This window comes from Micromonospora sp. NPDC047548 (assembly GCF_040642975.1).
In the GTDB taxonomy this organism is placed as follows: domain Bacteria; phylum Actinomycetota; class Actinomycetes; order Mycobacteriales; family Micromonosporaceae; genus Micromonospora.
In genome coordinates, this window is sequence record NZ_JBEYTI010000004.1 from 1 (window position 1) to 21,756 (window position 21,756).

25 protein-coding genes are annotated in these 21,756 nt (G+C 73.4%); 7 read left to right on the forward strand and 18 right to left on the reverse strand.

Annotated features, from left to right (window positions below; genetic code table 11):
* Window positions 1-627 precede the first annotated feature (627 nt).
* Window positions 628-825, reverse strand: coding sequence for a hypothetical protein (locus ABZ807_RS05140; protein ID WP_357153110.1), 198 nt, complete (start codon window positions 823-825; stop codon window positions 628-630).
* A 240-nt stretch (window positions 826-1,065) separates the two neighbouring features.
* Between ABZ807_RS05140 and ABZ807_RS05145 the strand changes: the two genes are divergently transcribed.
* Complete coding sequence (locus tag ABZ807_RS05145) at window positions 1,066-1,359, forward strand: hypothetical protein (RefSeq protein WP_357153113.1); 294 nt, start codon at window positions 1,066-1,068, stop codon at window positions 1,357-1,359.
* A gap of 93 nt (window positions 1,360-1,452) precedes the next feature.
* Here the strand turns inward: ABZ807_RS05145 and ABZ807_RS05150 are convergent, their stop codons facing one another.
* The 4 genes from ABZ807_RS05150 to ABZ807_RS05165 are packed head-to-tail and all read right to left on the reverse strand — an operon-like array spanning window position 1,453 to window position 3,499.
* The gene (locus tag ABZ807_RS05150; protein WP_357153116.1) at window positions 1,453-1,863 is read right to left on the reverse strand and encodes an arsenate reductase ArsC; all 411 of its coding nucleotides are present in this window, start codon (window positions 1,861-1,863) and stop codon (window positions 1,453-1,455) included.
* Between the two features lie 15 nt (window positions 1,864-1,878).
* Window positions 1,879-2,352, reverse strand: a complete 474-nt coding sequence (locus ABZ807_RS05155; protein ID WP_357153699.1) for an N-acetyltransferase family protein — start codon at window positions 2,350-2,352, stop codon at window positions 1,879-1,881.
* Between the two features lie 38 nt (window positions 2,353-2,390).
* Window positions 2,391-3,128 (reverse strand): MIP/aquaporin family protein, encoded by a 738-nt coding sequence (locus ABZ807_RS05160; RefSeq protein ID WP_357153118.1) that lies wholly within the window; start codon window positions 3,126-3,128, stop codon window positions 2,391-2,393.
* Window positions 3,125-3,499, reverse strand: coding sequence for a metalloregulator ArsR/SmtB family transcription factor (locus ABZ807_RS05165; protein ID WP_357153121.1), 375 nt, complete (start codon window positions 3,497-3,499; stop codon window positions 3,125-3,127). Before ABZ807_RS05165 ends, ABZ807_RS05160 begins: the two co-directional genes overlap by 4 nt.
* A gap of 175 nt (window positions 3,500-3,674) precedes the next feature.
* On the opposite strand from ABZ807_RS05165, the gene ABZ807_RS05170 reads away from it, so the two are divergent.
* From ABZ807_RS05170 to ABZ807_RS05180, 3 genes are all read left to right on the forward strand, one after another.
* Window positions 3,675-4,133, forward strand: coding sequence for an ArsI/CadI family heavy metal resistance metalloenzyme (locus ABZ807_RS05170; RefSeq protein WP_357153123.1), 459 nt, complete (start codon window positions 3,675-3,677; stop codon window positions 4,131-4,133).
* A 159-nt stretch (window positions 4,134-4,292) separates the two neighbouring features.
* Window positions 4,293-4,715 carry a hypothetical protein gene (locus ABZ807_RS05175; RefSeq protein WP_357153126.1) on the forward strand — a complete coding sequence of 141 codons (423 nt, stop codon included), beginning with the start codon at window positions 4,293-4,295 and terminating at the stop codon, window positions 4,713-4,715.
* A gap of 557 nt (window positions 4,716-5,272) precedes the next feature.
* Complete coding sequence (locus tag ABZ807_RS05180) at window positions 5,273-8,185, forward strand: Hsp70 family protein (RefSeq protein WP_357153129.1); 2,913 nt, start codon at window positions 5,273-5,275, stop codon at window positions 8,183-8,185.
* 116 nt (window positions 8,186-8,301) lie between these two features.
* Here ABZ807_RS05180 and ABZ807_RS05185 read toward each other — a convergent pair whose 3' ends face one another.
* Window positions 8,302-8,841 (reverse strand): hypothetical protein, encoded by a 540-nt coding sequence (locus tag ABZ807_RS05185; protein WP_357153131.1) that lies wholly within the window; start codon window positions 8,839-8,841, stop codon window positions 8,302-8,304.
* Window positions 8,842-8,950: 109 nt separating this feature from the next.
* Here ABZ807_RS05185 and ABZ807_RS05190 point away from each other — a divergent pair, with 109 nt between their 5' ends.
* Window positions 8,951-10,186, forward strand: coding sequence for a GNAT family N-acetyltransferase (locus ABZ807_RS05190; RefSeq protein ID WP_357153134.1), 1,236 nt, complete (start codon window positions 8,951-8,953; stop codon window positions 10,184-10,186).
* 46 nt (window positions 10,187-10,232) lie between these two features.
* Complete coding sequence (locus ABZ807_RS05195; protein ID WP_357153135.1) at window positions 10,233-10,562, forward strand: hypothetical protein; 330 nt, start codon at window positions 10,233-10,235, stop codon at window positions 10,560-10,562.
* Between the two features lie 45 nt (window positions 10,563-10,607).
* Here the strand turns inward: ABZ807_RS05195 and ABZ807_RS05200 are convergent, their stop codons facing one another.
* The 4 genes from ABZ807_RS05200 to ABZ807_RS05215 form a co-directional block, all read right to left on the reverse strand.
* Window positions 10,608-11,075: a ribose-5-phosphate isomerase gene (locus ABZ807_RS05200; protein ID WP_357153138.1), complete on the reverse strand. Its 468-nt coding sequence runs from the start codon at window positions 11,073-11,075 to the stop codon at window positions 10,608-10,610.
* Window positions 11,076-11,138: 63 nt separating this feature from the next.
* A complete protein-coding gene (locus ABZ807_RS05205) occupies window positions 11,139-12,350 on the reverse strand; it encodes a DUF1015 family protein (RefSeq protein ID WP_357153141.1) in 1,212 nt (403 codons plus the stop codon).
* Window positions 12,351-12,421: 71 nt separating this feature from the next.
* Window positions 12,422-12,679 carry a hypothetical protein gene (locus ABZ807_RS05210; protein ID WP_357153144.1) on the reverse strand — a complete coding sequence of 86 codons (258 nt, stop codon included), beginning with the start codon at window positions 12,677-12,679 and terminating at the stop codon, window positions 12,422-12,424.
* A gap of 516 nt (window positions 12,680-13,195) precedes the next feature.
* Complete coding sequence (locus ABZ807_RS05215) at window positions 13,196-13,819, reverse strand: disulfide bond formation protein DsbA (protein WP_357153147.1); 624 nt, start codon at window positions 13,817-13,819, stop codon at window positions 13,196-13,198.
* Window positions 13,820-14,043: 224 nt separating this feature from the next.
* On the opposite strand from ABZ807_RS05215, the gene pepN reads away from it, so the two are divergent.
* Window positions 14,044-16,590 carry an aminopeptidase N gene (gene pepN / locus ABZ807_RS05220; RefSeq protein ID WP_357153150.1) on the forward strand — a complete coding sequence of 849 codons (2,547 nt, stop codon included), beginning with the start codon at window positions 14,044-14,046 and terminating at the stop codon, window positions 16,588-16,590.
* Between the two features lie 254 nt (window positions 16,591-16,844).
* On the opposite strand, the gene ABZ807_RS05225 is transcribed toward pepN, so the two are convergent.
* From ABZ807_RS05225 to ABZ807_RS05260, 8 genes are all read right to left on the reverse strand, one after another.
* A complete protein-coding gene (locus ABZ807_RS05225) occupies window positions 16,845-17,252 on the reverse strand; it encodes a DUF5130 family protein (protein WP_357153152.1) in 408 nt (135 codons plus the stop codon).
* Window positions 17,239-17,535 (reverse strand): hypothetical protein, encoded by a 297-nt coding sequence (locus ABZ807_RS05230; protein WP_357153155.1) that lies wholly within the window; start codon window positions 17,533-17,535, stop codon window positions 17,239-17,241. Before ABZ807_RS05230 ends, ABZ807_RS05225 begins: the two co-directional genes overlap by 14 nt.
* Window positions 17,536-17,590: 55 nt before the next feature.
* Window positions 17,591-19,054, reverse strand: a complete 1,464-nt coding sequence (locus ABZ807_RS05235) for an amidase (RefSeq protein ID WP_357153158.1) — start codon at window positions 19,052-19,054, stop codon at window positions 17,591-17,593.
* A 57-nt stretch (window positions 19,055-19,111) separates the two neighbouring features.
* Window positions 19,112-19,459, reverse strand: coding sequence for a VapC toxin family PIN domain ribonuclease (locus ABZ807_RS05240; protein WP_357153161.1), 348 nt, complete (start codon window positions 19,457-19,459; stop codon window positions 19,112-19,114).
* Between the two features lie 77 nt (window positions 19,460-19,536).
* Complete coding sequence (locus ABZ807_RS05245) at window positions 19,537-19,755, reverse strand: type II toxin-antitoxin system VapB family antitoxin (RefSeq protein WP_357153164.1); 219 nt, start codon at window positions 19,753-19,755, stop codon at window positions 19,537-19,539.
* Window positions 19,756-19,783: 28 nt separating this feature from the next.
* Window positions 19,784-20,794 (reverse strand): amidohydrolase family protein, encoded by a 1,011-nt coding sequence (locus tag ABZ807_RS05250; protein ID WP_357153166.1) that lies wholly within the window; start codon window positions 20,792-20,794, stop codon window positions 19,784-19,786.
* Window positions 20,794-21,318 (reverse strand): 3-hydroxyanthranilate 3,4-dioxygenase, encoded by a 525-nt coding sequence (locus tag ABZ807_RS05255; protein WP_357153168.1) that lies wholly within the window; start codon window positions 21,316-21,318, stop codon window positions 20,794-20,796. Before ABZ807_RS05255 ends, ABZ807_RS05250 begins: the two co-directional genes overlap by 1 nt.
* Entirely contained in the window at window positions 21,315-21,746 is a 432-nt protein-coding gene (locus tag ABZ807_RS05260; RefSeq protein ID WP_357153171.1) for a RidA family protein, read from the reverse strand. Before ABZ807_RS05260 ends, ABZ807_RS05255 begins: the two co-directional genes overlap by 4 nt.
* Window positions 21,747-21,756: the final 10 nt, after the last annotated feature.

The window sequence follows — 21,756 nt, forward strand, 5'->3', positions numbered from 1 at the left end:
CCCGTTGCCGAGAGATCGGCACGGCGGGTTCGGTGAGCGGTCCGGGGAAACGGGCCGGTGGCAACACCGGAACCGCGCCCCGGGCCGACTCTCTAAGTGGAAGCCAGCCAGGCCCACCGAGGCGACCGTCTTGATGCCGCCGCGGATCACCTCGCCAGGCACCACAAGGGCTACCAGCCTCCCGGGACGGTCTACGACTGCCCGACGAGGAGATCCGCTTCAGGCCGTGGGACGCACCCCTAGATGCCGCGACGCTGGATGGCCGACATGAAGGCAACTCCCGCATCCGGCCGGGCTCCGCCGCTTACACCCTGTCCCGATGGGCGGGAATGATCCGTGTCGGCGCGGCCACCCGGTCACGCCGAGGCACCGGGCTTAAGTGGTGGGATGATCGCGAGGGTGGCTGGCCTGCCATCGAGGCTGGGGTGATCGGCTGCCGCGCCGCTTCGCGGCTCGCCACCGGGAACCGGGGCCGCGGAGCGCCAGCGCGACGCGGAGCGCCAGCGCGACGCGAAGCCGCCCGGCCGATTTACCGGAGGCGGTGAACCGTGCGACACGGGAGAGCCGCGCCAAGCGCGAACAGGAGCTGCCCCCAAGACGCGACGTCGGTATCCAGGACGAGCAGGCTCACGCGGCGCCGCCCCGGCGAGAGGCGTACAGGTCGGCGAGGAAGTCGTCCAACTCGTCGTCGGACTCGAACAGGTCAGGCCGGGCGAGGTCATCGACGCAGGCGACCACCCGGACGCCCTGCCGGCGGGCCAGTTCCTCCGCCGGTACATGCTCGGCGGTGGGCCACTCGGGCATCCGCTCGGCGTAGCTCGACATCACGACTCGCCTCCTCACAGCGGCTCTCACTCTCGCACGGGCAGGACCGGCAGAGCCGCCTCTCGGGCGCGCGGTGAGCCGGTGCAACGGGAGCCGCCCCCCGGGCAAGCCCACTTTGATCATGCCGGCCATCCGTGGGCCACCAGCTGCTCTGGCCGCAGTTAGGTCAAGTGCCTGGCGATCCGGCGGTCCATGGCTGAGGCGATCACCGCAGAGCGCCAACGGGTAGCGTCCGGCCGCATGGAGGTCTTCCTGCTCTGGCAGGTCCGCCACGCCCGGTGCCTCGACGGACGACCAACACAGCATCGAGACGACGCCGGCGAACTGGTCTGGGACGAGGAAGACGGCGACGACCTCAAGATGCTCGGGGTGTATTCGTCAGAGGCACGAGCGGAGGCACGGATACAGCGAGCCAGGAAGCTGCCTGGCTTCCAGGACGAGCCGGACTGCTTCTTCATCAGCCGCTACACCGTCGACCAGGACCAGTGGGACGACGGCTTCGTGTACCTCCCGCGCGACGATCAGGCCGACTAGACAGCGCTGAGCGATGCGGCAGCCCATCGCGGACGCGATCCCGCAGCCCCGCGCACTGGAAGACGGATCAACGCCGCGCGAGGTCACCCTGGTCTAGGAGCGGAGACGGCCGAGGTCGGCAAGTAGTTCGACGACTCGTGTCCTGATGTCGTCGCGGACCTGGCGGACCAGTTCAAGGGGCTGGCCAGCGGGGTCGGTGAGCTTCCAGTCCTCGTACCGTTTGCCGGGGAAGACGGGGCAGGCGTCGCCGCAGCCCATGGTGACGATGACGTCGCTTGCCTCGGCGGTGTGCCAGCTCAGCCGGGTAGGTGTCTGGTCGGTGATGTCGATGCCGACCTCGCGCATGGCCTCGACGGCGGCGGGGTTGATCCGGTCGCCGGGTTCGCTTCCGGCGGAGCGGACTTCGACGGTGTCGCCGGCGAGGTGGCGGAGCCAGCCGGCGGCCATCTGGGAGCGGCCGGCGTTGTGCACGCAGACGAACAGGACGCTGGGCTTGTCGCTCATCGGTGGTCTCTCTCGTCAGTCGATGGAGGGGCTGCGGCGTTCGATGAGAACGACGTCGCGCCAGGTGCCGTGGTGGCGGCCGATGCGCTGGCGGGTGCCGACGGTGCGGAAGCCGCAGGCGGTGTGCAGGGCGAGGCTGGCGGCGTTCTCGGGGAACACGCCGGACTGGATGGTCCAGATGCCAGCCTGCTCGGTGGAGGTGATCAGGGCGTCGAGCAGGGCCCGTCCGACTCCTCGGCCGCTGGCGTCGGGGTGGACGTACACGGAGTGTTCGACGACCCCGGCGTAGACGCACCGGTCGGACACCGCCGAGCAGGCGATCCAGCCCAGTACGCGGCCGGCCTGGTCGACGGCCACCCACCGGTGGCCGGGCATCCGGGTGGCGGTGAACCTCTCCCAGGTGGGCGGTTCGTTCTCGAAGGTGGCGTGGCCGGTGGCGATGCCGAGCCGGTAGATGTCCAGGACCGCGTCGGCGTGCGGGTCGTCCATGGCCGCGATCGTGATGCCGGCAGTGGTGGCCGCGGGGTTCATCGGGTTCCGGTCTCCTGCGCCAACTGGGGCACGGCGACGGCATCGGCGGCGTGCCCGCTGTGGGGGTACCAGGCGGCGAGCGCGGCGACGGCGACCAGGCCGCCGACGAGCTGGGCGACGACGAAGCCGGGCAGGGACGTCGGGGCGATGCCGGCGAAGGTGTCGGTGAAGGCCCGGCCGATGGTGACGGCGGGGTTGGCGAACGAGGTGGACGAGGTGAACCAGTAGGCGGCACCGATGTAGGCGCCCACGGCGGCGGGCGCGGCGGAGGAGCGACCGCTACGGGCGAGGGCGAAGACCAGCACGATCAGGCCGGCGGTCGCCACGACCTCGGCCAGCCAGAGGTTCCCCCCGGTCCGGTCGGTGTGTGACCAGGTCACGACCGGCAGTCCGAACATGAGGTGAGCCAGGACCGCCCCGGCGATCGCGCCAGCGACCTGCGCTGCGGTGTAGGCGGCGAGGTCCCGCCTGGTCAGTCCGGTGCCGGCGCGTCGGCCGAGCCACCAGTCCACGGCGGAGACGACCGGGTTGAAGTGCGCGCCGGAGACCGGTCCGAACGTCAGGATCAGCGCGCCCAGGGCCAGGGCGGTGGCGATCGCGTTCTCCAACAGCTGGAGCCCGACGTCGTCCGGGGAGAGTCGGGCGGCGGCGATCCCGGACCCGACGACGGCGGCGACCAGCATGGCGGTGCCAGCGAACTCGGCCGACGCCCGCCGCGCCAGCGCGAGGCTCATACGACGACCTCGGCGGCCGGCGTGGCGGGAACCTCCAGCAGCGCGCCGAGCTGGCGGAACGCCTCCGCCCTGACCCGGTACCAGACCCACGTGCCGCGACGCTCGGAGTCGACCAGGCCCGCCTCGCGCAGCACCTTCAGATGGTGGGAGATGGTCGGCCCGGACAGGTCGAAAGCCGAGGTCAGGTCGCAGACGCAGATCTCGGGTACCGAGGCGATCATCGACATCAGCCGCAGCCGGACCGGGTCACCCAGGGCCTTGAACATCGGCGCGACGACCGCCGCCTGGTCGGCGTCCAACGGCCGGGCGGCGATGGGAGGGCAACAGGCCACCGCTTGCAGATCCACCACCGGCAGCGCTTGTTTCGACATTCCTCTACCTTGACAGATCTCAAAACAAGGTGCAACAGTGGGTTTTGCTTCGAAATTCATCTAGGCAGGGGTGCAGCGATGACCACGCTGTTCGTCGCCGTCCTGCCGACGGGGTCACCCGGTTATCACCGCGCCGATCCAGCACCACGTTCGCCGACCTGCCAGGAGGAGACCCATGTCCCGCGTCCAGCTCGCTCTGCGCGTGTCCGACCTCGAACGCTCTGTCGCCTTCTACGCCAAGCTGTTCAACACCGAGCCGGCCAAGCGCCGCCCCGGCTACGCCAACTTCGCCATCGAGAACCCGCCCCTCAAGCTCGTCCTGCTCGAAGGCGAGCCCGACCAGCCCACCGTCATGGACCACCTGGGCGTCGAGGTGTTCAGCACCGACGAGGTCAACGCCGCCACCGCGCGGCTGACCGATGCCGGCCTCATCACGCTGGAGGAGAACAGCACCGAGTGCTGCTATGCCCTCCAGGACAAGGTCTGGGTGCGCGGCCCCGGCAACGAGCCCTGGGAGGTCTACACCGTCAAGGCCGACTCCCCGCAACTGGAGAAGGTCGCCGAGAGCGCCTGCTGCACGCCGGCCGCCGACAAGCAACCGGCCACCAACGGAGCCACCGCGAGGTGCTGCTGATCAGGACAAGGTGCGCGCCCGTTCTCCACCCGAGAGCGGGCCCGCAGCCTGCTGGGCAACACGATGTCCCGCTCCGGCCGGGCGTCGGGGCCGCAGTGAGCTGGTCCGCCCCGCTCGGCGGGACGACGGAGCCGACCGTGGCTGGCTACCATCCCGTCCATGACGAGCGTCGATCTCGGGATGACGGCCGCACCGCGCCCACCCGGGCGCACCCTGGCCCGTACGCAGTTCCTGCTGGCCGGCGCGTACGTCGCCGCCGTCGGCGTCGCCCTGGGCCGGGCCGCCACCTTCTCCGGGCACCTCTACCTGCCCCGTCAGGGTGACGAGGCCACCGGCACCGCCGACCTCTGGCCGGGACTGTGGGGCGGGGTGTGGCTGGCGCTGGTCCTCGTGATCGGCATGGTGCCCCTGGCCGCGGCGGTCACGGCGCTCGTCGCCGTCGCCCGGCTCGCCACCCCCCGGATGCGGAAGGAGCCCGCCCGGTGGCGCAGCCTGCTGGTGAGCACGGTCCTCGCCGCCCTCGTCGTCGCCGCCTGGGTGAGCCCGCCCGCGTCCACCCTGTACGCCTGGCTCCTCGACTAATGCGATGTCCACCAACGTCCACCTGCGGTCCGGTGGGTGTTGTGGATCCTCGCCGGGTGGGAACGCGACAACCCGGCGAACGTGAGGGGACATCGCACCAGCCTTCCCGGCGCATGCACCGGGCGGGGGCGTCGGGGACAGCGTCGTCGCCCGGCGCCGCCTCCGGCACGTTCTGCCCCGGAGCCGCGACCGGCCACGCGCCGTCCTCCGCAGGGCCGCCGTCGGGCCAGCTGATCTCGTCGCCGACCAGGGGCGCGACGGCGGACCAGCCCCCGTCGTCCACCGCCACGCGATCCGCACCCGCCCGCCGCCGTCGTCCAGGCCGGAGCTGACCACAATGTACCGACGGCCGTCCTGGCCGGTGACGTCGCGCCGCTCCCGCTGGTCGAACATGGCCCCGCCAGCGGTGGCGGCCGGGCCACCGCCGCTTTTTCAGCGCACCGGCGGTCCCACCCTCTGGCGGCGCCGGTGACGCCGACCGCTCGATCGGGTCGGCGGCGCGGGCTGCGTACGATGCGGAGCCGGGCATTCCCTCGTCCACGTGGAGGTATCGACCGATGGCAGGCCAGCAGGACGGGTTCGCCCTCGGCGTCGACCTCGGCACGTCCAACACCGTGGCCGTGCTGCGCTGGCCGGACGGGCGGACCCGACCACTGCTCGTCGACGGCCAGCCGATCCTCCCCTCCGGCGTGTACGCCGACGCCGACGGGCGGCTGCACGTCGGCCGGGACGCGCAGCGGCTGGCACAGGCCGACCCGGCCGGGTACGAGCCGAACCCGAAGCGCCGGGTGGACGAGCCGGCCGTGTCGCTGGGCGGACGCGCGTACCCCCCGGCGGAGCTCCTGGCCGCGACCCTGTACGCGGTGGCGGAGTCGGCGGTGGCTGCGGTGGGCTTCCTGCCCCCGGCGGTGGTCACCTACCCGGCGGCCTGGGCGGCGCCCCGACGGCAGGTGCTGCACGACGCGCTGGCGCTCGCCGGCTGGCCCTCGGCCGCCGAGCACACCATGTCCGGGCCGATCCCGCCCGGGACCCGCCTGCTGCGGGAGCCGGTGGCCGCCGCCCGGTACTACACCGACGTGCTGCGCCGGCCGGTGCCGGTCGGCGGCGCGGTCGCGGTCTTCGACTTCGGCGGCGGCACGCTGGACGTCGCCGTGGTCCGCAACGAGGGCGCCGACCCGTGGGGAGACTCCGGGTTCACGGTGGCCTCCACCGGCGGGGTGGCCGACCTGGGCGGCCTGGACCTCGACGCCGCCCTGGTGGGCCGGCTCGGGGAGCTGGTCGCCGACGCCGATCCGGCGTGCTGGGCGCGGCTGACCAGCCCGGAGACCACCAGCGAGTGGCGGGACCGGCAACAGCTCTGGGACAACGTACGCGGGGCGAAGGAGATGCTGTCGCGGGCCACCATCGCCCCGGTCGCCGTACCGGGGGTGGAGACGGCGGCGCGGCTGGACCGGGCCGACCTGGAACGGCTCGCCGCTCCCCTGCTGGCCCGGGCGGTGGCCGGGACCCGCGAGGTGATCGCCGCCGCAGGACTCACGCCGGAGCAGCTCGCCGGGCTCTTCCTGGTCGGCGGGTCGTCCCGGATACCGCTGGCGGCCCGGATGCTCCACGCCGAGCTGGGCATCGCGCCGACCGTGCTGGAACAGCCCGAGCTGCCGGTCGCCGAGGGGGCGCTGACCGACCTGCCGATGCCCCGTCCGCAGTCCCGGCCGGCGCCGGTCGCCGCCGGAGCACCCGGCCCCGGGCCGGCGGCGACACCCGGAGCACCCGGCCACCCGGCAACGCCACCCGGAACACCGGGGCAGGCGGCAGCACACGGAACGCCGGGGCAGGCGGCGACGCCGGGGCAGGCGGCGACAGCACACGGAACGCCGGGTTACGCGGTGGCAGCGCACGGAACGCCGGGCGACGCGGCGGCGGGGGTGGCCGGCCCGGCGGCGAAGACGGCGACGGCGGTGACGCTGCCCCAGCCGGCGCCGACCCGGCTCGACCCGTACGTACCCGGCCAGGCGGTGCCCCCGGCAGCCGGGACGGTGGCGGGCTGGCCGGGCGTACCCCACTCGGCGCCGCCGGTGTCGCCCGCGCCCGGCGGCGGTCCCACCTGGTCGGGAGGGGGTCGGCGGGGGCTCTGGATCGCGCTCGGCGCGGGTCTCGCACTGGTCGGCGTGGTGGCCGCGACGGTGCTCTGGCTGACCCGGGACCCCTACCCGGCGCTGGAGTTCCGGACCCTGAAGGTCGTGGCCGAACCGCCCGCCGGCGCGCAGCGTTCGACCGCCATGTTCACCGCGGTCCTGGGCGACCGCGCCTACCTCGCCCACCAGCTGGCCGACGACCGGCTGGAGGTGGTGGCGGTCCACGCCGGCACCGGGGACAAGCTGTGGCGCGAGCAGACCCGGGTCGGCGCGCAGCGGTGGGCCGGGATCCGCGCGCTGCCCGACGGGGTGGCGGTCCTGGCGGACGCGTCCGGCGACAGCACGCCACGCGACCTGCTGGTGCTCGACGCCGGCTCCGGCGACGAACGCTGGCGGCTCTCCGTGCACGGCGACGACGACCTGTACTACACCCGCGACACGGCGGTCTGGGTCGACCGGACCGGCGGTCGCCTGGTCGGCCTACGGATGCGCGACGGCCACGAGGAGTGGCGCCGGGACAGTCCCCGCAACGACTACGGCGACGCCCGGACCCAGGTCGTGCGGGTCAGCACCGCGGAGGCGTTGGGTGGTGCCGGCTCCGTGAGCGGCGCGCCGACGGCGCCCTGGCTCGGTGCAGCAGACCGGCTGGTGCAGGTGAGCGCCGACCGGTCGGTCCGGTTGATCGACATGGACAGCGGCGAGGTGCTGCGCAGCCGGCCCAACGTCGCCGACGTCGATGACCTGGTGGCGGCGCATGCCGACCGGCTGTACGTCATCGAGGACGGGCGCGGCTACCGGCTGCTCGGGTACGACCTGGCCAGCCTCGCCGAGCCGGACGTGCTCTACAGCGCGCCCAACGACCGGCGCCGGCCGAAGTCGCTGGTCGCCTGCGGCGAGCACCGGGCCTGCCTGCTGGAGGTGCCGGACGGCGAGACCGCACGCACCGAGGTGGTGGCGGCGACCGAGGGAAAGGGAAGCCGGCACTGGCCGGCCCCAAAGGCCGACACGCTGGTGCCGCTCGGCGAGCACCTGCTGGCCCGGCGGGACCCCCCGCAGTCCGCGGTCACCCTCTTCGACGCCGACGGCACGGCGGTGCTGGCCGACCGGGACGGGGTGGCGGTCCGGTTGGACGCGGGCAACCTGCTGGTCTTCGCCAAGCCGCCGAGCACGGTCGAGGACGAACGCAGCCTCGCCGGAATGTCGGTGGGCGCGGACTCGCCGTTCGAGATGGGTCAGCTCAAGGACGTCCGCAGCGAGTCCTGCTCGTGGAACGCCGAGGTGATCGCCTGCGGCCGGGAGAAGGACTTCGTGCTGTACCGCTTCGCCGGGGACGGATGAACCGCGGCCGGCGGGGTAAGCACCGCCGGCCTGGTGGAGAACGACCCGTTGTCGCGGCATCCCGCGACCGGACGCGCGGGCGGGCGGCCCCGGCCGACCCGCCCGCGGCGTACGGGTCAGTTGCCCGTGACGAAGTTCCAGGCCGACACGACCCACTCGGTCTGCTGGAGGTAGGCGACCCCCACGCCGACCAGGAAGACCGCGGTCACCAGGTGGGCGCCGCGGGCACCCCGCCGGACCCGACCCAGCTGACGCTCCCAGATCACCCGCCCGACCAGGCGGCACAGCGCGAAGAGGCCGACCGCCACCAGCAGGCTCAGCACGAAGGTGAGCAGCGGCGCGCCCAGGTCGCCCCGGCCGGAGATGGCCCAGATCCCCCAGCAGACGAAGGCGAAGAGCCCGCCCACCATGCTCCACTCGCGGCCCTGGCGCAGCTGCGCCAGGTGCCAGCTCATCGGCCGGCGCGGCGCGGCCGGCTCGGACCAGGTGTGGTCGCCGGCGTCCACGGTCGGGAACTGCTCGGTACGCGGGGTACGCGGCCGCCCGACCGAGGCGACGCCGGGGCGGAACGCGTCCCGCTGCGGCGGCACCCCGACACCGGGCTGCGGCGGCACCTCGACGGTCCGCTCCGCCCACGGCTGTGTCTGGTCTGCCATCTCGTGTCCTCCCCTGACTGATGCCGGCCCCCGGCCGGCCCGCCGTCTTCGAGGGTAGCCAGCCGGCAAATCGGTCGCCGCCCCGCCGGTGATCGGCTAGACAGGGGCGATGACCCACCCCACCCCCGACGTGCAGGTCCCGACCGCGACCGACTTCGACGAGATCGCCGAGCTGATCGGTGACGCGTTCCACAACCCGTTCGACGCCGAGGTCCGCGAGGTCGAGCGGGGCACCTTCGAGCCGGATCGGGCGCTGCTGGTCCGTGACCGGGGCCGAGCGGTGGCGCACGCCTCGGCCTTCACCCGGACGCTCACCGTCCCGGGGGCGACGGTGGCGGCGGCGCACGTCACGCTGGTCGCGGTGGCCGTCACCCACCGCCGCCGGGGGCTGCTCAGCGCGCTGATGCGCCGGCAGTTGCGGGAGATCCACGACGCCGGCCGGGAGCCGGTCGCGGTGCTCTGGGCCAGCGAGGGGCGGATCTATCCCCGGTTCGGCTACGGCCTGGCCACGCAGCGCCTCGTGATCGACTGCCCGGCCACCACCGAGGTGGGGCTGCCGGAGCCGGCGTCCGCGCCCGGCACCCTGCGCCTGGCCGACCCGGTCGCGTCGCAACCCGAGCTGGCCCGCGTGTACGACCGGGTGCGCCCCGATCGCCCCGGCTGGTCGGACCGGGACGACCGCTGGTGGCGGTACGTGCTGGCCGACCCGGCCGCCTGGCGGGGCGGGGCGACGACCCGCCGGGCCCTGCTGCACGAGGGCCCGGACGGCGTGGACGGGTACGCGCTCTGGCGCACCCGGGACGAGTGGGACGAGCGCGGGCCGCGCGGGCAGGTCCGGGTGGACGAGGTGGTCGCCGCCGGTCCCGAGGCGTACCTGGCGTTGTGGCGGACGCTCTTCTCGATCGACCTGACCCGGCAGCTCTCCTGCGCCCGGGTCGCCGTGGACGAGCCGCTGCTGCGCCTGGTGGACGAGCCGCGCCGGCTCGGCGCGCAGCTGGTCGACGCGCTCTGGGTGCGGGTGGTGGACGTGCCGGCCGCGCTGGCCGCCCGCCGGTACGCGACCGCCGTCGACGTGGTGGTCGAGGTCACCGACGAGCTGCTGCCGGAGAACACCGGGCGCTGGCGGCTCACCGGCGGCCCCACCGGCGCGGTATGCGTACGCACCGACGACCCGGCGGAGCTGGCCTGCGACGTACGCGGCCTCGGCGAGCTCTATCTGGGCGGCGTGGCACCGGCCGCGCTGGCCGCCGCGGGTCGGCTCCGCGAGCTGCGTCCCGGCGCACTCGCCGCCGCCGGCCCGGCCTTCGGCTGGCACCGCGCCCCGGCCGCGATGGAGGTCTTCTGAGCGGCGGCGGGGCCACCGGGGCCGGCGCGGGCGGTACGGTCGGCTGATGGCGGATGCGGAGCGACGGCGACGCCGGCTGCGGCACCAGCCCGACGGGCCGGCCGGGGACGGCGACGGCCCGGCGGCGGCCACGGCCGAGGTGCACGACGGCATGCCCACGCCCCGGGCGCGGCGCGGCGGCGGGGGCGAGGAGGGCGAGCGGGGCCTGCGGGGGCTGGTCGGCTCCGGTTCCTCGCAGGTGGGGGTCGGCGCGGCGCTGCGGGCCCGGGACGCCGCCCGGCCGACCGACGAGGACCTGGCCGAGGCGGAGGCCCGGCTGGTGATCGTCCGCCGCAACTGGGTGCCCCGCGAGGACCTGCCCCGCTCCGCCCGCTGACGACCGGCGGCCGGCCCCACGACGGGGTCGGCCCTCAGCAGGTGGTCAGGGCAGCTCGGGGAGCTGGCGGGTGCGCTCGTAGTCGGCCATCTGGGCGATCCGGCGGGCGTGCCGCTCGTTGCCGGAGAAGGGCGTGGTGAGGAACGCCTCGACGATGGCGGTCGCCTCGTCCAGGGTGTGCTGGCGGGCGCCGACGGCCACGATGTTGGCGTCGTTGTGCTCCCGGCCGAGCTGGGCGGTCTCGATGCTCCACGCCAGCGCCGCCCGGACGCCGGCGACCTTGTTGGCGGCGATCTGCTCACCGTTGCCCGAGCCGCCGATGACCACCCCGAGGCTGCCCGGGTCGTTGACCACCCGGTCACCGGTGTGCAGGCAGAAGGCCGGGTAGTCGTCGTCCGGGTCGAAGGCGTGCGGGCCGACGTCGACCAGCTCGTAGCCCTGCTTGGCCAGGTGGTTGGCCAGGTGCACCTTCAACTCGAAGCCGGCGTGGTCGGATCCCAGGTAGACGCGCATACCGCGCAGTCTGTCAGGCCCCGCCCCGGCACGTCGCGCGGGCGGCGGACCGGGGCGGATTCGTCACAACGTCGCCCGCGGCAGCTCGGCGACAACCAGGCCGCCGCGCGCCTTCGGGGTGAACCAGGTGCTCTTGCGGGGCATCTTCTCCCGGGCCAGGTTGACCGCGACGAAGTCGTCCACGGTCACCGGGGCGATCAGGATGGCCAGCTCGGCCCGGCCGGCGTCGACCTCGCCGGTGAGCCAGACCGCCGGGTAGTCGCCGCCGACGTAGGTGATCCGCTTGTCGCCCGGGTCGAGGCCGAGCGCGTCGCGCAGCACCAGGCGCTCGACCAGCGCGTGGTCCAGGTTCTCCAGCCGGGCGGCGCCCTCGTCGTGCGGCAGGGTGACCGCGTACCCCTGGCCGGAAAGCCGGAGGTGGACGGTGCCGCCGGCCTGCGGGACCTCGACCGGACCGTCGACCGGGGTGACCGTCGCGCCGGCGGCGCGGAGCCGGTCGAGCAGCTCGTCAGGGGTGGTGGTCAGCTCGCTGACCAGCCGGTTGTAGGGCTGGATGGCGACCGACGCCGGCGTGGTGACCACCGACAGGAAGCGGGGCAGGCCACCGGTCTGGGCGGCCAGGCTGCGGTGGTTGCCGTCGGCGACCACCAGCTCGCCGCCGCCGGCCAGCGCGGTCAGCTCGTCCTGCTGCGGACCCGGGCCGAGCAGCCAGATGGCGTGCGTCCGACCGGCCTGGTCGGTGTCGGTCGCGGCGGGCGCGCCAGCCGACTCGGTCGCCGCCGCGAGCGCGGCGTGCAGCTCGTCGCCGCGCCCCGTCTGGAGCAGGAGTACGGGCGAGAGCAGGTGCCCCAGCGCCTCGGCGAGAGCGACCCGCTCGCGCACCTTGGCGATGAAGACGTCCTCGTTGCGGATGACCAGGCCGGGCTCGTCGGCGCTGGTGGAGATCTGGTCGGTGTCCACCATGGCGAAGAGCCCGTACGCCGACTCCTCCCCCGGGGCGCTGATCCGGTAGAGCACCACGACCTGCTCGGCCGGGGTGTAGCTGCCGTCGGCCTTGGCCTCGGCCAGGCGGGCCACCGCGTCCGGGAGCGCGTCGAGGAAGGATTTCCCGAGGCTCTCCGGTGCCCGGTGCGGCATCTCGATGCCGAGGGCACTGTGCGGGTTCGCCTCGATGATCGCGGTGATCTCCGCGTCGTCGGCGAACTCGTCGTAGTTCTGCGCGCCGGTGCCGCCAGTGGTGATCCAGGCCCGGGCGATCGGATGCACGACCGTCATGCCCGTTGACGCTACCGGCGTCGGCGGCCCGGACGGCGCGGACCCCGCGCCGGGTCCACCAGATGAACCGCTCATCCCCGCTCGGCCGGCTCCTTGGCGCAGCGGTGCCGTCCGGTCTGGCCGGGGACCGGTGCGGGACGGCGGGCGGGGGCGGAGCCGGGCGGGGTGGCCGGGCGGATGGTCGGGGCACCGGGCGGGGTGGCCCGCGAGGTGACCGGGACCCGGGCGACACCGACCACGATCGGCGGGGCGAGCAGGTCGACCATCTCGACGGGAACCTCCGGGCCGGTCGACGGGTCGTCAACGGGCGGACGGCGGTGCTTGGCCATCGGGAAGCCTCCGGGTCGGCCGGATGCGGCCGCTGCGGCCGCTGCGCTGGACACCGGGAGAAACGACCCCGCGCCCGGGAGGGTGACGCCGCGGTGTCGCCGGCCGGTCGCGTGCGGTGTCGGGCGCGGCGACTGGCGCGGAGCCGGGGTGCGCGGAGCCGGGGTGCCCGGAGCCGGGGTGCGCGGAGCCGGTGCGGCAACGACTGTCAGCCGGCGTCCAACAGCGGGCCCGTCGACGGGCCGACCTTGTGTGCGGACGCTTTAGAGCTGATGTCGTAAACGAATCAGCGTCACCCAGCCAGTCGGTCCGGGCATCCGACCGATCGAGCGTCCGGGGTCCGGGGTCCGGGGTCCGGGGTCCGGGCGAACGGGGTCCGGGGTCCGGGCGAACGGGGTCCGGGCGAACGGGCGAACGGGCGAACGGGCGTTTGGGCGTTTGGGCGAAGGGACGTCGCTTCGGCCGTGTCGTCGCCCCGGGCCGCATCTCCGAGGAACGGCCGGGGGCGACGATCGGGATCAGTCGAAGATGGGGCCCATCTCGCGGGAGCGCTTGAGCTCGTAGAAGCCCGGAGTGCCGGCGACCAGCAGGACGCCGTCCCAGAGCCGCCCGGCGGCCTCACCCTTCGGCGCCGGCGTGATCACCGGGCCGAAGAAGGCCACCTGGGCACCGTCCGGGCCCGGGGCGTGGATGACCGGGGTGCCGACGTCCGTGCCGACGGGACGCATCCCGGCCTCGTGGCTGGCCCGCAGCGCCTCGTCGTACTCGGTGGTGTCGGCGGCGCCGGCGAGCGCCGGGTCCAGGCCGACGTCGGTGAGGGCGGCCGCGTACAGCTCGGGCCCGAGCTGCTCCTTGCCCAGGTGGATCCGGGTGCCCATGGCGGTGTAGAGCTTCGCCACCGCCTCCGGACCGTGCTGCTGCCCGACGGCCACGCAGACCCGCACCGGACCCCAGCCCTTCTTCATCAGCTCCTGGTACTCCTCGGGCAGGTCCCGACCCTCGTTGAGCACCGCGAGGCTCATCACGCGGAAGCGGATGTCCACCTCCCGGACCTTCTCGACCTCCAGCAGCCAACGGGAGGTGATCCACGCCCAGGGGCACAGGGGGTCGAACCACATGTCGACGGTGACACGTTCGGTCACGGTGAGGTCCCTTCGCGACGGGTGATGCGCCGGCAGTCCCGGCGCCGCTGCCTCGATCCTCACCCCGCACGGCATCGACCGGTAGCGGAATGAGAGCGTGACCTCGACCACCGCGGGGCGTCGGTGCATGGAAGACTCGGCTCGGGCCGGCCGTCACGAGCGGCCGACTGGGCTGGCGCAGCCGCGAGGCGGCGAGAGTGGGATGGAGACGAACAGTGCCGGGAGTGCGCAACCTGACCCAGGTCGAGGCCACCGAACGGGCCCGCCTGCTGGAGGTGACCGGGTACGACATCAGCCTGGACCTGTCGACCGCCGTGCAGGCCGAGGGCCGTACGTTCCGGTCGGTGACCGAGGTCCGGTTCCGCTGCGCCGAGCCGGGCGCGAGCACGTTCATCGAGGCCGCCGCCGAGTCGGTGCGTTCGGCGACGCTGAACGGGGCGCCCGTCGACCTCTCCGGATGGTCGGCCGAGAAGGGCCTGGCGCTGTCCGGGCTGGCCGCCGAGAACGTCCTCGTCGTCGACGCGGACTTCGGGTACTCCAACAGCGGGCAGGGCCTGCACCGCACGGTGGACCCGGTCGACGGGGAGACCTACCTCTACAGCCAGTTCGAGACGGCGGACGCGCAGAAGGTCTTCGCCTGCTTCGACCAGCCTGACCTGAAGAGCGTCTACACCTGGCACGCCACCGTCCCCGACCACTGGCGGGTGGTGTCCAACATGCCGGTCGAGCGCGAGGAGCCGGCCGGCGAGGCGCTCAAGACCGTCCACTTCATGGAGTCGGCGCGGATGAGCACCTACATCACCGCGCTCTGCGCCGGGCCGTACCACGAGGTGCGGGACAGCCACGACGGCATCGACCTCGGCGTGTTCTGCCGTGCCTCGATGGCGCCGCACCTGGACTCCGACGACCTGTTCCTGATCACCAAGCAGGGCTTCGACTTCTTCCACGAGCAGTTCGGGGTGCGCTACCCGCTACCCAAGTACGACCAGCTCTGGGTGCCGGACTTCAACGCCGGCGCGATGGAGAACTTCGGCTGCGTCACGCACGCCGAGTCGCACTACCTGTTCCGCTCGCAGGTCACCGACTTCGAGTACGAGCAGCGGGCCAACACGATCCTGCACGAGCTGGCGCACATGTGGTTCGGCGACCTGGTCACCATGCGCTGGTGGAACGACCTGTGGCTCAACGAGTCGTTCGCCGAGTGGGCCAGCCACTGGTGCAACACCCACGCCACCCGATTCTCCGAGGCCTGGACGACCTTCCTGTCCATCCGGAAGAACTGGGGCTACCGGCAGGACCAGCTCTCCTCCACCCACCCGGTCTACTGCGAGATGCCGGACCTGGAGGCCGTCGAGGTCAACTTCGACGGCATCACGTACGCCAAGGGCGCCAGCGTGCTCAAGCAGCTCGTCGCGTACGTCGGCGAGGAGCCGTTCCTGGCCGGCCTGCGGGCGTACTTCGGCAAGCACGCCTGGGGCAACGCCACCTTCGACGACCTGCTCTCCGAGCTGGAGGCCGCCTCCGGCCGGGAGCTGCGCAAGTTCGCCGCGCAGTGGCTGGAGACCGCGCAGGTCAACACGCTGCGCCCCGAGGTGAGCATCGGCGACGACGGGACGTACCAGCGGGTGCTGGTCCGCCAGGAGGCGCCGGCGGAGTACCCGACGCTGCGTACCCACCGCATCGGTGTGGGGCTCTACGACCTCGCCGACGGCCGGCTGGTCCGCCGGGAGCGGGTCGAGGTCGACGTCACCGGCGAGCAGATCGAGCTGTCGGCGCTGCACGGCCGGCCCGCCGCCGACGTGCTGCTGCTCAACGACGACGACCTCACCTACACCAAGCTGCGGCTGGACGATCGGTCGATGGCCACCGTGGTGCAGCACATCGCCGGCCTGGAGTCCTCGCTGGCCCGCGCCCTGTGCTGGACGGCTGCCTGGGACATGGTCCGCGACGCGGAGCTCTCCGGCCGCGACTACGTGGCGCTGGTGCTGGCCGGCCTCCCCGCCGAGACCGACATCAACCTGGTCACCGCCACCCTGCGTCAGGCGGGCACCACGCTCACCTTCTACGCCGACCCGGCCTGGGCGCCGACCGGCTGGACGGAGCTGGCCCGTACCGCGAAGGCCGCACTGTCCGCTGCGGAGCCGGGCAGCGGCTTCCAGCTCGCCTGGGCCCGCGCGTACGCCTCGGCGGCCCGCTCGCAGGAGGACCTGGCGACCCTGCGCGGCTGGCTGGACGGCAGCGGCGTGCCAGCCGGGCTGACCATCGACACCGAACTGCGCTGGACGCTCCTCCAGTCGCTGGTGGCCAACGGGGCGGCCGGCGCCGCCGAGGTCGAGGCCGAACTGGCCGCCGACCGGACGGCCAGCGGCGAGCGGGAGGCCGCGTACGCGCACGCGCTGGTCCCGACCGCGGAGAACAAGGCGGCGGTCTGGGCGCAGCTGACCGGTCCGGAGTCGCTGCCGAACTGGCGCAACCGGGCGCTGCTGCAGGGCTTCACCCACCCGGCGCAGGTGGAGCTCACCGCGCCGTACCGGGAGAAGTACTTCGCCAGCGTGGCCCAGATCTGGGCGCAGCGGGACAGCGAGCCGGCGCAGGAGTTCGTCCAGCTCGCCTACCCGGCGTACCTGGTCGAGGACGAGACGGTGGCGGCCACCGACGCCTGGCTGGCGCAGGACGGGCATCCGGCGTCGCTGCGCCGCCTGGTGGCCGAGGGCCGCGACGGGGTGGTCCGCGCGCTGAAGGCCCGCGCGAAGGATGCCCGGAGCGCCTGACCGCGGTACGCGGCCCGGGGCCGGCGTGGACGGACGTCCGCGTCGGCCCCGGGCCGTTGTGGTGGCGAACGTTACAAGCTCATCATGGGCGACCACCACCAACTGTTCGGCACCGTCGGGCCGGCCGATCCGCTCCGGATGGCCGCACCCTGGACGATGGCGCTCGACCCCAGCGGCTGGCCCCGCTGAGCCAGCCGGAAAGACGAAGCCCGGTCCGCGTGTTCGCGGACCGGGCTTCGGTGTACGGGGAGGGCTCAGCCCTTGCCGGCGTGGCTGGCGAGCTGGTCGAGGCCGATGATGATGCCGCCGGCCAGGTCGCCGCCGCCGAAAGCCGCCACCATGGACAGCGCGGCGAGCTTGGCGTACGTGTCCGGGATGCGCTTGCGCGCGTGCCGGCCGGTGACCACCTCCAGCTGGCGCTGGTTGGGCGACACCGCGATCAGGACGGACTCGTCGGGCTCGGCGAGCTGGCGGTGCAGCCGCGCGGCGTGCTCGCGGATCGGCTCGTCGAGGCCGCCCACGTAGACCGAGAAGACCAGGCCGGTGCCCTGGTCGGCCAGGCGGAGCGCCTCGTCGATGCGCAGCAGCTGGCGGGTCGAGAACGGCCCGTCCAGCACCTCGGGCGGGGTACCCGTCCCGGTCTGCTTCTCACCAACGGTCACTTGCGCCTCCGGTTCCACCGGCCGGCGCCTCGACGCCCGCCTTCTCGAGCTTGTGGCTGGTCAACGCCGGCGCCTGCGCGCCCGCGGCCAGGGCGGTGCCGGCCGAGTCGGCCAGCTGCTCCGGACGGCCCAGGAACCAGACCGGGGTGAAGTCGAAGCGCCGGCCCGGCCGGTAGCGCTTGTTACCGCCGCCGCGGTTGCTGGCGAACGCCAGCCCGACGATCACCAGCACCACCGCCGCCGGGATGCCGACGAAGATCAGTGACGTCTCAGTGACAGACAATCCCAACGCCCCCAGGCGGAAAGAGAGACCAGAGCATCCGGGGTCGGGTGGACGATCATGGCGCCGACCGCCCGACTCCGCTGCCATTCACGTTAGCGGAGCCGACGCCCCGCCAGATTGCGGGGTGCCGATCCCACCCGTCACTACAGTGTTCCAGTTGCGCTGCGGTCGCGATCAACCGGGCGTCGTCGCCGTAGCGACCGGTCAGCAGCACCCCGACGGGCAGGTCCGTCGCAGTGCGCCCGACCGGTAGCGAGACGGACGGATCACCCGTCACGTTGAAGACGGCGCAGTACGGCGAGAACCGGCGCTGCCGGTCGAAATCGGCGGCCGGGTCCGGGTCGGCGGTGAACCAGCCGACCGGTGCCTGCGGCGCGGCCAGGGTGGGGCAGAGCAGCAGGTCGCAGTGGGCGGTGCGGCGGGCGCCGAGGCGTACCTGGGCCTGGATCTCACCGAGGGTCGCCAGCAGCGCGCCGGCGCCGACGGCCGCGCCCCGGGAGCGGAGGAACCGGGTCAGCGGCAACAGCTCGGACTCCCGCTCCGGCGGCACCGGGGCGAGCGCCAGCACGTACCAGAGGGTCTCGAAGAGCGGCCACACCGCGGGGCCGAGCGGCCGGTCGACCTCGACCACCTCGTGGCCGGCCGCGGTGAGCAGCGCGGCGGCCCGGTCCACGGCGGCGACGCAGTCGGGGTGGACCGGCTCCTCGGCGAGCATCGGGGCGGTGAACCGGCCGATGCGCAGCCGGCCGGGCGCGGCCCGACGGGCGGCGGCGAGGTAGCCGCCGTCGGGTCGTGGTGGCGGCAGGTAGGGCTCGCCGGGCACCGGCACCGCCATCGCGTCGAGCAGCGCGGCGACGTCGGCGACCGTACGCCCGATCGGGCCGTGGGTGGGCAGGCCGAACGCGCCGGAGCCGATCGGCCCGCCGGAGACCAGGCCGCGGCTCGGCTTGTAGCCGACCAGGCCGCAGAGGGCGGCGGGGATGCGCAGCGACCCGCCGCCGTCGGATCCCTGCGCGACCGGGACCAGGCCGGCGGCGACCGCGGCCGCCGCGCCGCCGCTGGAGCCGCCGGCGGTGTACGACAGGTCCCACGGATTGCGGGCCGGCGGCGCGACCAGCCCCTCGGAGTAGAGCGAGCAGCCCAGCTCGGAGGTGGTGGTCTTGCCGAGGCTGACCAGCCCGGCGGCGGCCATCAGCCGGACCACGTCGGCGTCGACGGGCGGGACGAAGTCGGCGAAGGCCGCCGAGCCGAAGGTGGTGCGCACCCCGGCGGTGAGGGCCAGGTCCTTGATCGCGGTCGGTACGCCGTGCAGCGGGCCCCGCCGCGCCACCGGCGCGGCGTCGGCGGCCCGGGCCGCCTCCCGGGCGCGCTCGGGCGTGACCGTGACGAACGCGCCGACGGTGTCGCCGAGCCCGTCGACCCGGTCGAGGTGGTGCGCGACCAGCTCGACACTGGAGAGCTCGCCCCGGGCGACGGCGGCGGCCTGTTCCAGCGCGGTCAGGTCGTGCAGCTCGGCCATGCCGCCATCCTGCCGGGTGGGAACGGCTCTCGCCGCCCACGACACGACGTCAACGGATCACAACAGGCTGCCTTGCGGTGCCACCCATTCGCAGCGAGGCCCACCGACATCGCGGATCAGGTCGAAGTCGCGATAGTAGTGCAGTACCGTCGCGGAGTACTCGGCCGCAGCCGCCGCGACCAGGACGTCCACCGGACTGGCGGCCCGGTGCTGCCCGCGTGCCGTCAACGCCAGCTGCAGATCCCGAGCCCGCGTGGCAACGGCGGGCGTGATCGGAAGGTCGACCATCAGCTCTGCACGGCGGGCGCGCACCGCCATCGCATCGCGGAAGTCCCGGGCGCTCCGCCCATCCTCCAAGTCGAGCGGAACACAGGTCGCGGCGAGCCTCTCCTCGAGAATCGCCACGATGCGCTTTCCGACGATCGGTAGCCGGAGACGCCCCCATGCGGAGGTGTCTATGAGGTACAGACCGGCCGGAGGGGTCACGCGGCATCCTGCTCACCGCGAGGTGTCTTGTCGTCCTCAAGGAGACCGGTCCAGTCACGGTCGATCGAGAGCAGTTCCCGGATGGCCTCCATCCGCTCACTCCGCTCGGCCACAAGCCGAAGCGCCGCGTGGATGGTGTCCTTCTTGCTCTTGGTGCCAAGCTCTCGCCGCGCACGTTCAAGCAGGTCATCATCAAGATCGATAACAGTCTTCACAGGAGGAATATATATCGGCACGCCAGCTTTATACACCCGGCTTTCCGAGGAAGCGCAGGGCGTTGCCACCGAGCAGCTTGTCGCGCTGCTCCCCCGTGAGGAAGTCCGCCTCGTGGACCACCCGCCCGACCGGCCGCTCCCCCAGCGGGTACGGGTAGTCGCTGCCCACCAGCACCCGGTCCGCGCCCATGGTGTCCACCAGCAGCCGCAGCGCGGCCGGGGCGAAGACCACCGAGTCAACGCTGAACCGGTCGGTGTAGGAGCTGGGAGGCGCGGTCGAGGCGCCGCGTACCAGGTCGCCGCGGCGGTGCCAGGCGTTGTCGGCGCGGCCCAGCCAGAACGGGAAGCTGCCGCCGCCGTGCGCGAAGCAGATCCGCAGCGTTTCCGGCACCCGGTCGAAGACCCCACCGAGGATGAGCGCCAGCACCGACAGGTGCGTCTCGGCGGGCATGCCGGTGAGCCAGCGGGCCATCCACCGGTCCAGCCGGGGCCCGCCCGGCATGTCCCACGGGTGCACGAACACCGGCGCGCCCACCTCGGCGCAGTGGGTCAGGAACTGCACGATGCCGGCGTCGTCGAGGTCGCGGTCGCCGACGTGGTTGCCGATCTCCACGCCGACGTGCCCGGCCGCCAGGCAGCGGTCCAGCTCGGCGCAGGCCGCATCCGGGTCCTGCAACGGCACCTGGCAGAACGGCACCAGTCGGTCCCCACCGGCGGCGGTGACCTCCAGGGTGAGGTCGTTGAAGATCCGGGCCACCTTCACCGCCTGATCCGCCGGGCGGTCGTAGCTGAAGAAGACCGGGGTCGGGGAGACCACCTGCACGTCGACCCCGTCGGCGGCCATGTCGGCCAGCCGGGTCGGCGCGTCCCAGCACTGGGCGCCGACCGGCCGGAACTCCGTCTCCCCCACCATGATCATGGCGGCGCGCTCCGAGTCCACCCGCAGCCAGGGCCAACCGGACCCGCCGCACGCCGCGGCGAGATCCGGCCATCCCTTCGGTACGACGTGCGTGTGCACGTCGACGACCGGTGGGCGCATCAGCCCCTGCCCGGGTGCAGCGCGCCGCACCTGCCGCAGGTACGCGCGGGCTCGTCGGCGTAGAACGCCTGGAACACCGGGGGCAGGTCGGCGGCGATGTCACGCACCTGCAACTCGACCTCGTGCACCTTGTGCCCGCACTCCGGGCAGTACCACTGGAACTTCTCCAGCGTGCCCTCCTCGCGGACCCGCTCCACCACCACGCCGATCGAGCCGGCCTCGGGCCGCTGCGGCGAGTGCGGGGTGTTGCGCGGCAGCATCCACATCTGACCCTCGCGCACGTGCACCGTACGCGGCCCCTCCGGGGTCATCAGGTTGATGTGCATGTTGCCCTTGACCTGGTAGAAGAACTCCTCGTACGGGTCGACGTGGAAGTCGGTGCGCTGGTTGGGCCCGCCCACCACCATCACGATGAAGTCGTCCCCGCCGGGGAACATCTCCTTGTTGCCCACCGGCGGCTTCAACAGGTGCTGGTTCTCCGCGATCCACCCCGGAAAACTGAACGGCTCGGCGATCTCACTCACGACTGACCTCCTTGGGGGAGCAGGGCGACGGCCTGGATCTCGATCAGCAGGTGCGGGTGCGGCAACTGGTGCACCGCGACCGTCGTCCGGGTCGGCCCGGTGGCGTCGAAGAACTCCGCCCACACCTCGTTGTAACCACCGAAGTCGTTCATGTTGACCAGGTAGCTGGTGACCTGCACGAGGTCGGACAGGTCGGCCCCGACCGACCGCAGGAGATCACGGATGTTCCCGATGACCGCCCGGGTCTGCGCCCGGATGTCGAGGTCCGTCGTGCCGAACTCGTCCACCCGGACCCCGGCGAAGGTGTTGTCGGGCCGCCGCGACGACGTACCCGAGACGAAGACGAACCCGCCCGCGACCTTGACGTGCGGGAACGCCCCGCGCGGCACGGCCTTGCCCGCGACGACGCGCGCCCCACCCCCGCTCACGGCCGCCCGC

Coding starts and splice junctions, on each gene's coding strand:
- ABZ807_RS05140 (WP_357153110.1), bottom strand. CDS start 825: ATGTCGAGCTACGCCGAGCGGATGCCCGAGTGGCCCACCGCCGAGCAT.
- ABZ807_RS05145 (WP_357153113.1), top strand. CDS start 1,066: ATGGAGGTCTTCCTGCTCTGGCAGGTCCGCCACGCCCGGTGCCTCGAC.
- ABZ807_RS05150 (WP_357153116.1), bottom strand. CDS start 1,863: ATGAGCGACAAGCCCAGCGTCCTGTTCGTCTGCGTGCACAACGCCGGC.
- ABZ807_RS05155 (WP_357153699.1), bottom strand. CDS start 2,352: ATGGACGACCCGCACGCCGACGCGGTCCTGGACATCTACCGGCTCGGC.
- ABZ807_RS05160 (WP_357153118.1), bottom strand. CDS start 3,128: ATGAGCCTCGCGCTGGCGCGGCGGGCGTCGGCCGAGTTCGCTGGCACC.
- ABZ807_RS05165 (WP_357153121.1), bottom strand. CDS start 3,499: ATGTCGAAACAAGCGCTGCCGGTGGTGGATCTGCAAGCGGTGGCCTGT.
- ABZ807_RS05170 (WP_357153123.1), top strand. CDS start 3,675: ATGTCCCGCGTCCAGCTCGCTCTGCGCGTGTCCGACCTCGAACGCTCT.
- ABZ807_RS05175 (WP_357153126.1), top strand. CDS start 4,293: ATGACGAGCGTCGATCTCGGGATGACGGCCGCACCGCGCCCACCCGGG.
- ABZ807_RS05180 (WP_357153129.1), top strand. CDS start 5,273: ATGGCAGGCCAGCAGGACGGGTTCGCCCTCGGCGTCGACCTCGGCACG.
- ABZ807_RS05185 (WP_357153131.1), bottom strand. CDS start 8,841: ATGGCAGACCAGACACAGCCGTGGGCGGAGCGGACCGTCGAGGTGCCG.
- ABZ807_RS05190 (WP_357153134.1), top strand. CDS start 8,951: ATGACCCACCCCACCCCCGACGTGCAGGTCCCGACCGCGACCGACTTC.
- ABZ807_RS05195 (WP_357153135.1), top strand. CDS start 10,233: ATGGCGGATGCGGAGCGACGGCGACGCCGGCTGCGGCACCAGCCCGAC.
- ABZ807_RS05200 (WP_357153138.1), bottom strand. CDS start 11,075: ATGCGCGTCTACCTGGGATCCGACCACGCCGGCTTCGAGTTGAAGGTG.
- ABZ807_RS05205 (WP_357153141.1), bottom strand. CDS start 12,350: ATGACGGTCGTGCATCCGATCGCCCGGGCCTGGATCACCACTGGCGGC.
- ABZ807_RS05210 (WP_357153144.1), bottom strand. CDS start 12,679: ATGGCCAAGCACCGCCGTCCGCCCGTTGACGACCCGTCGACCGGCCCG.
- ABZ807_RS05235 (WP_357153158.1), bottom strand. CDS start 19,054: ATGGCCGAGCTGCACGACCTGACCGCGCTGGAACAGGCCGCCGCCGTC.
- ABZ807_RS05250 (WP_357153166.1), bottom strand. CDS start 20,794: ATGCGCCCACCGGTCGTCGACGTGCACACGCACGTCGTACCGAAGGGA.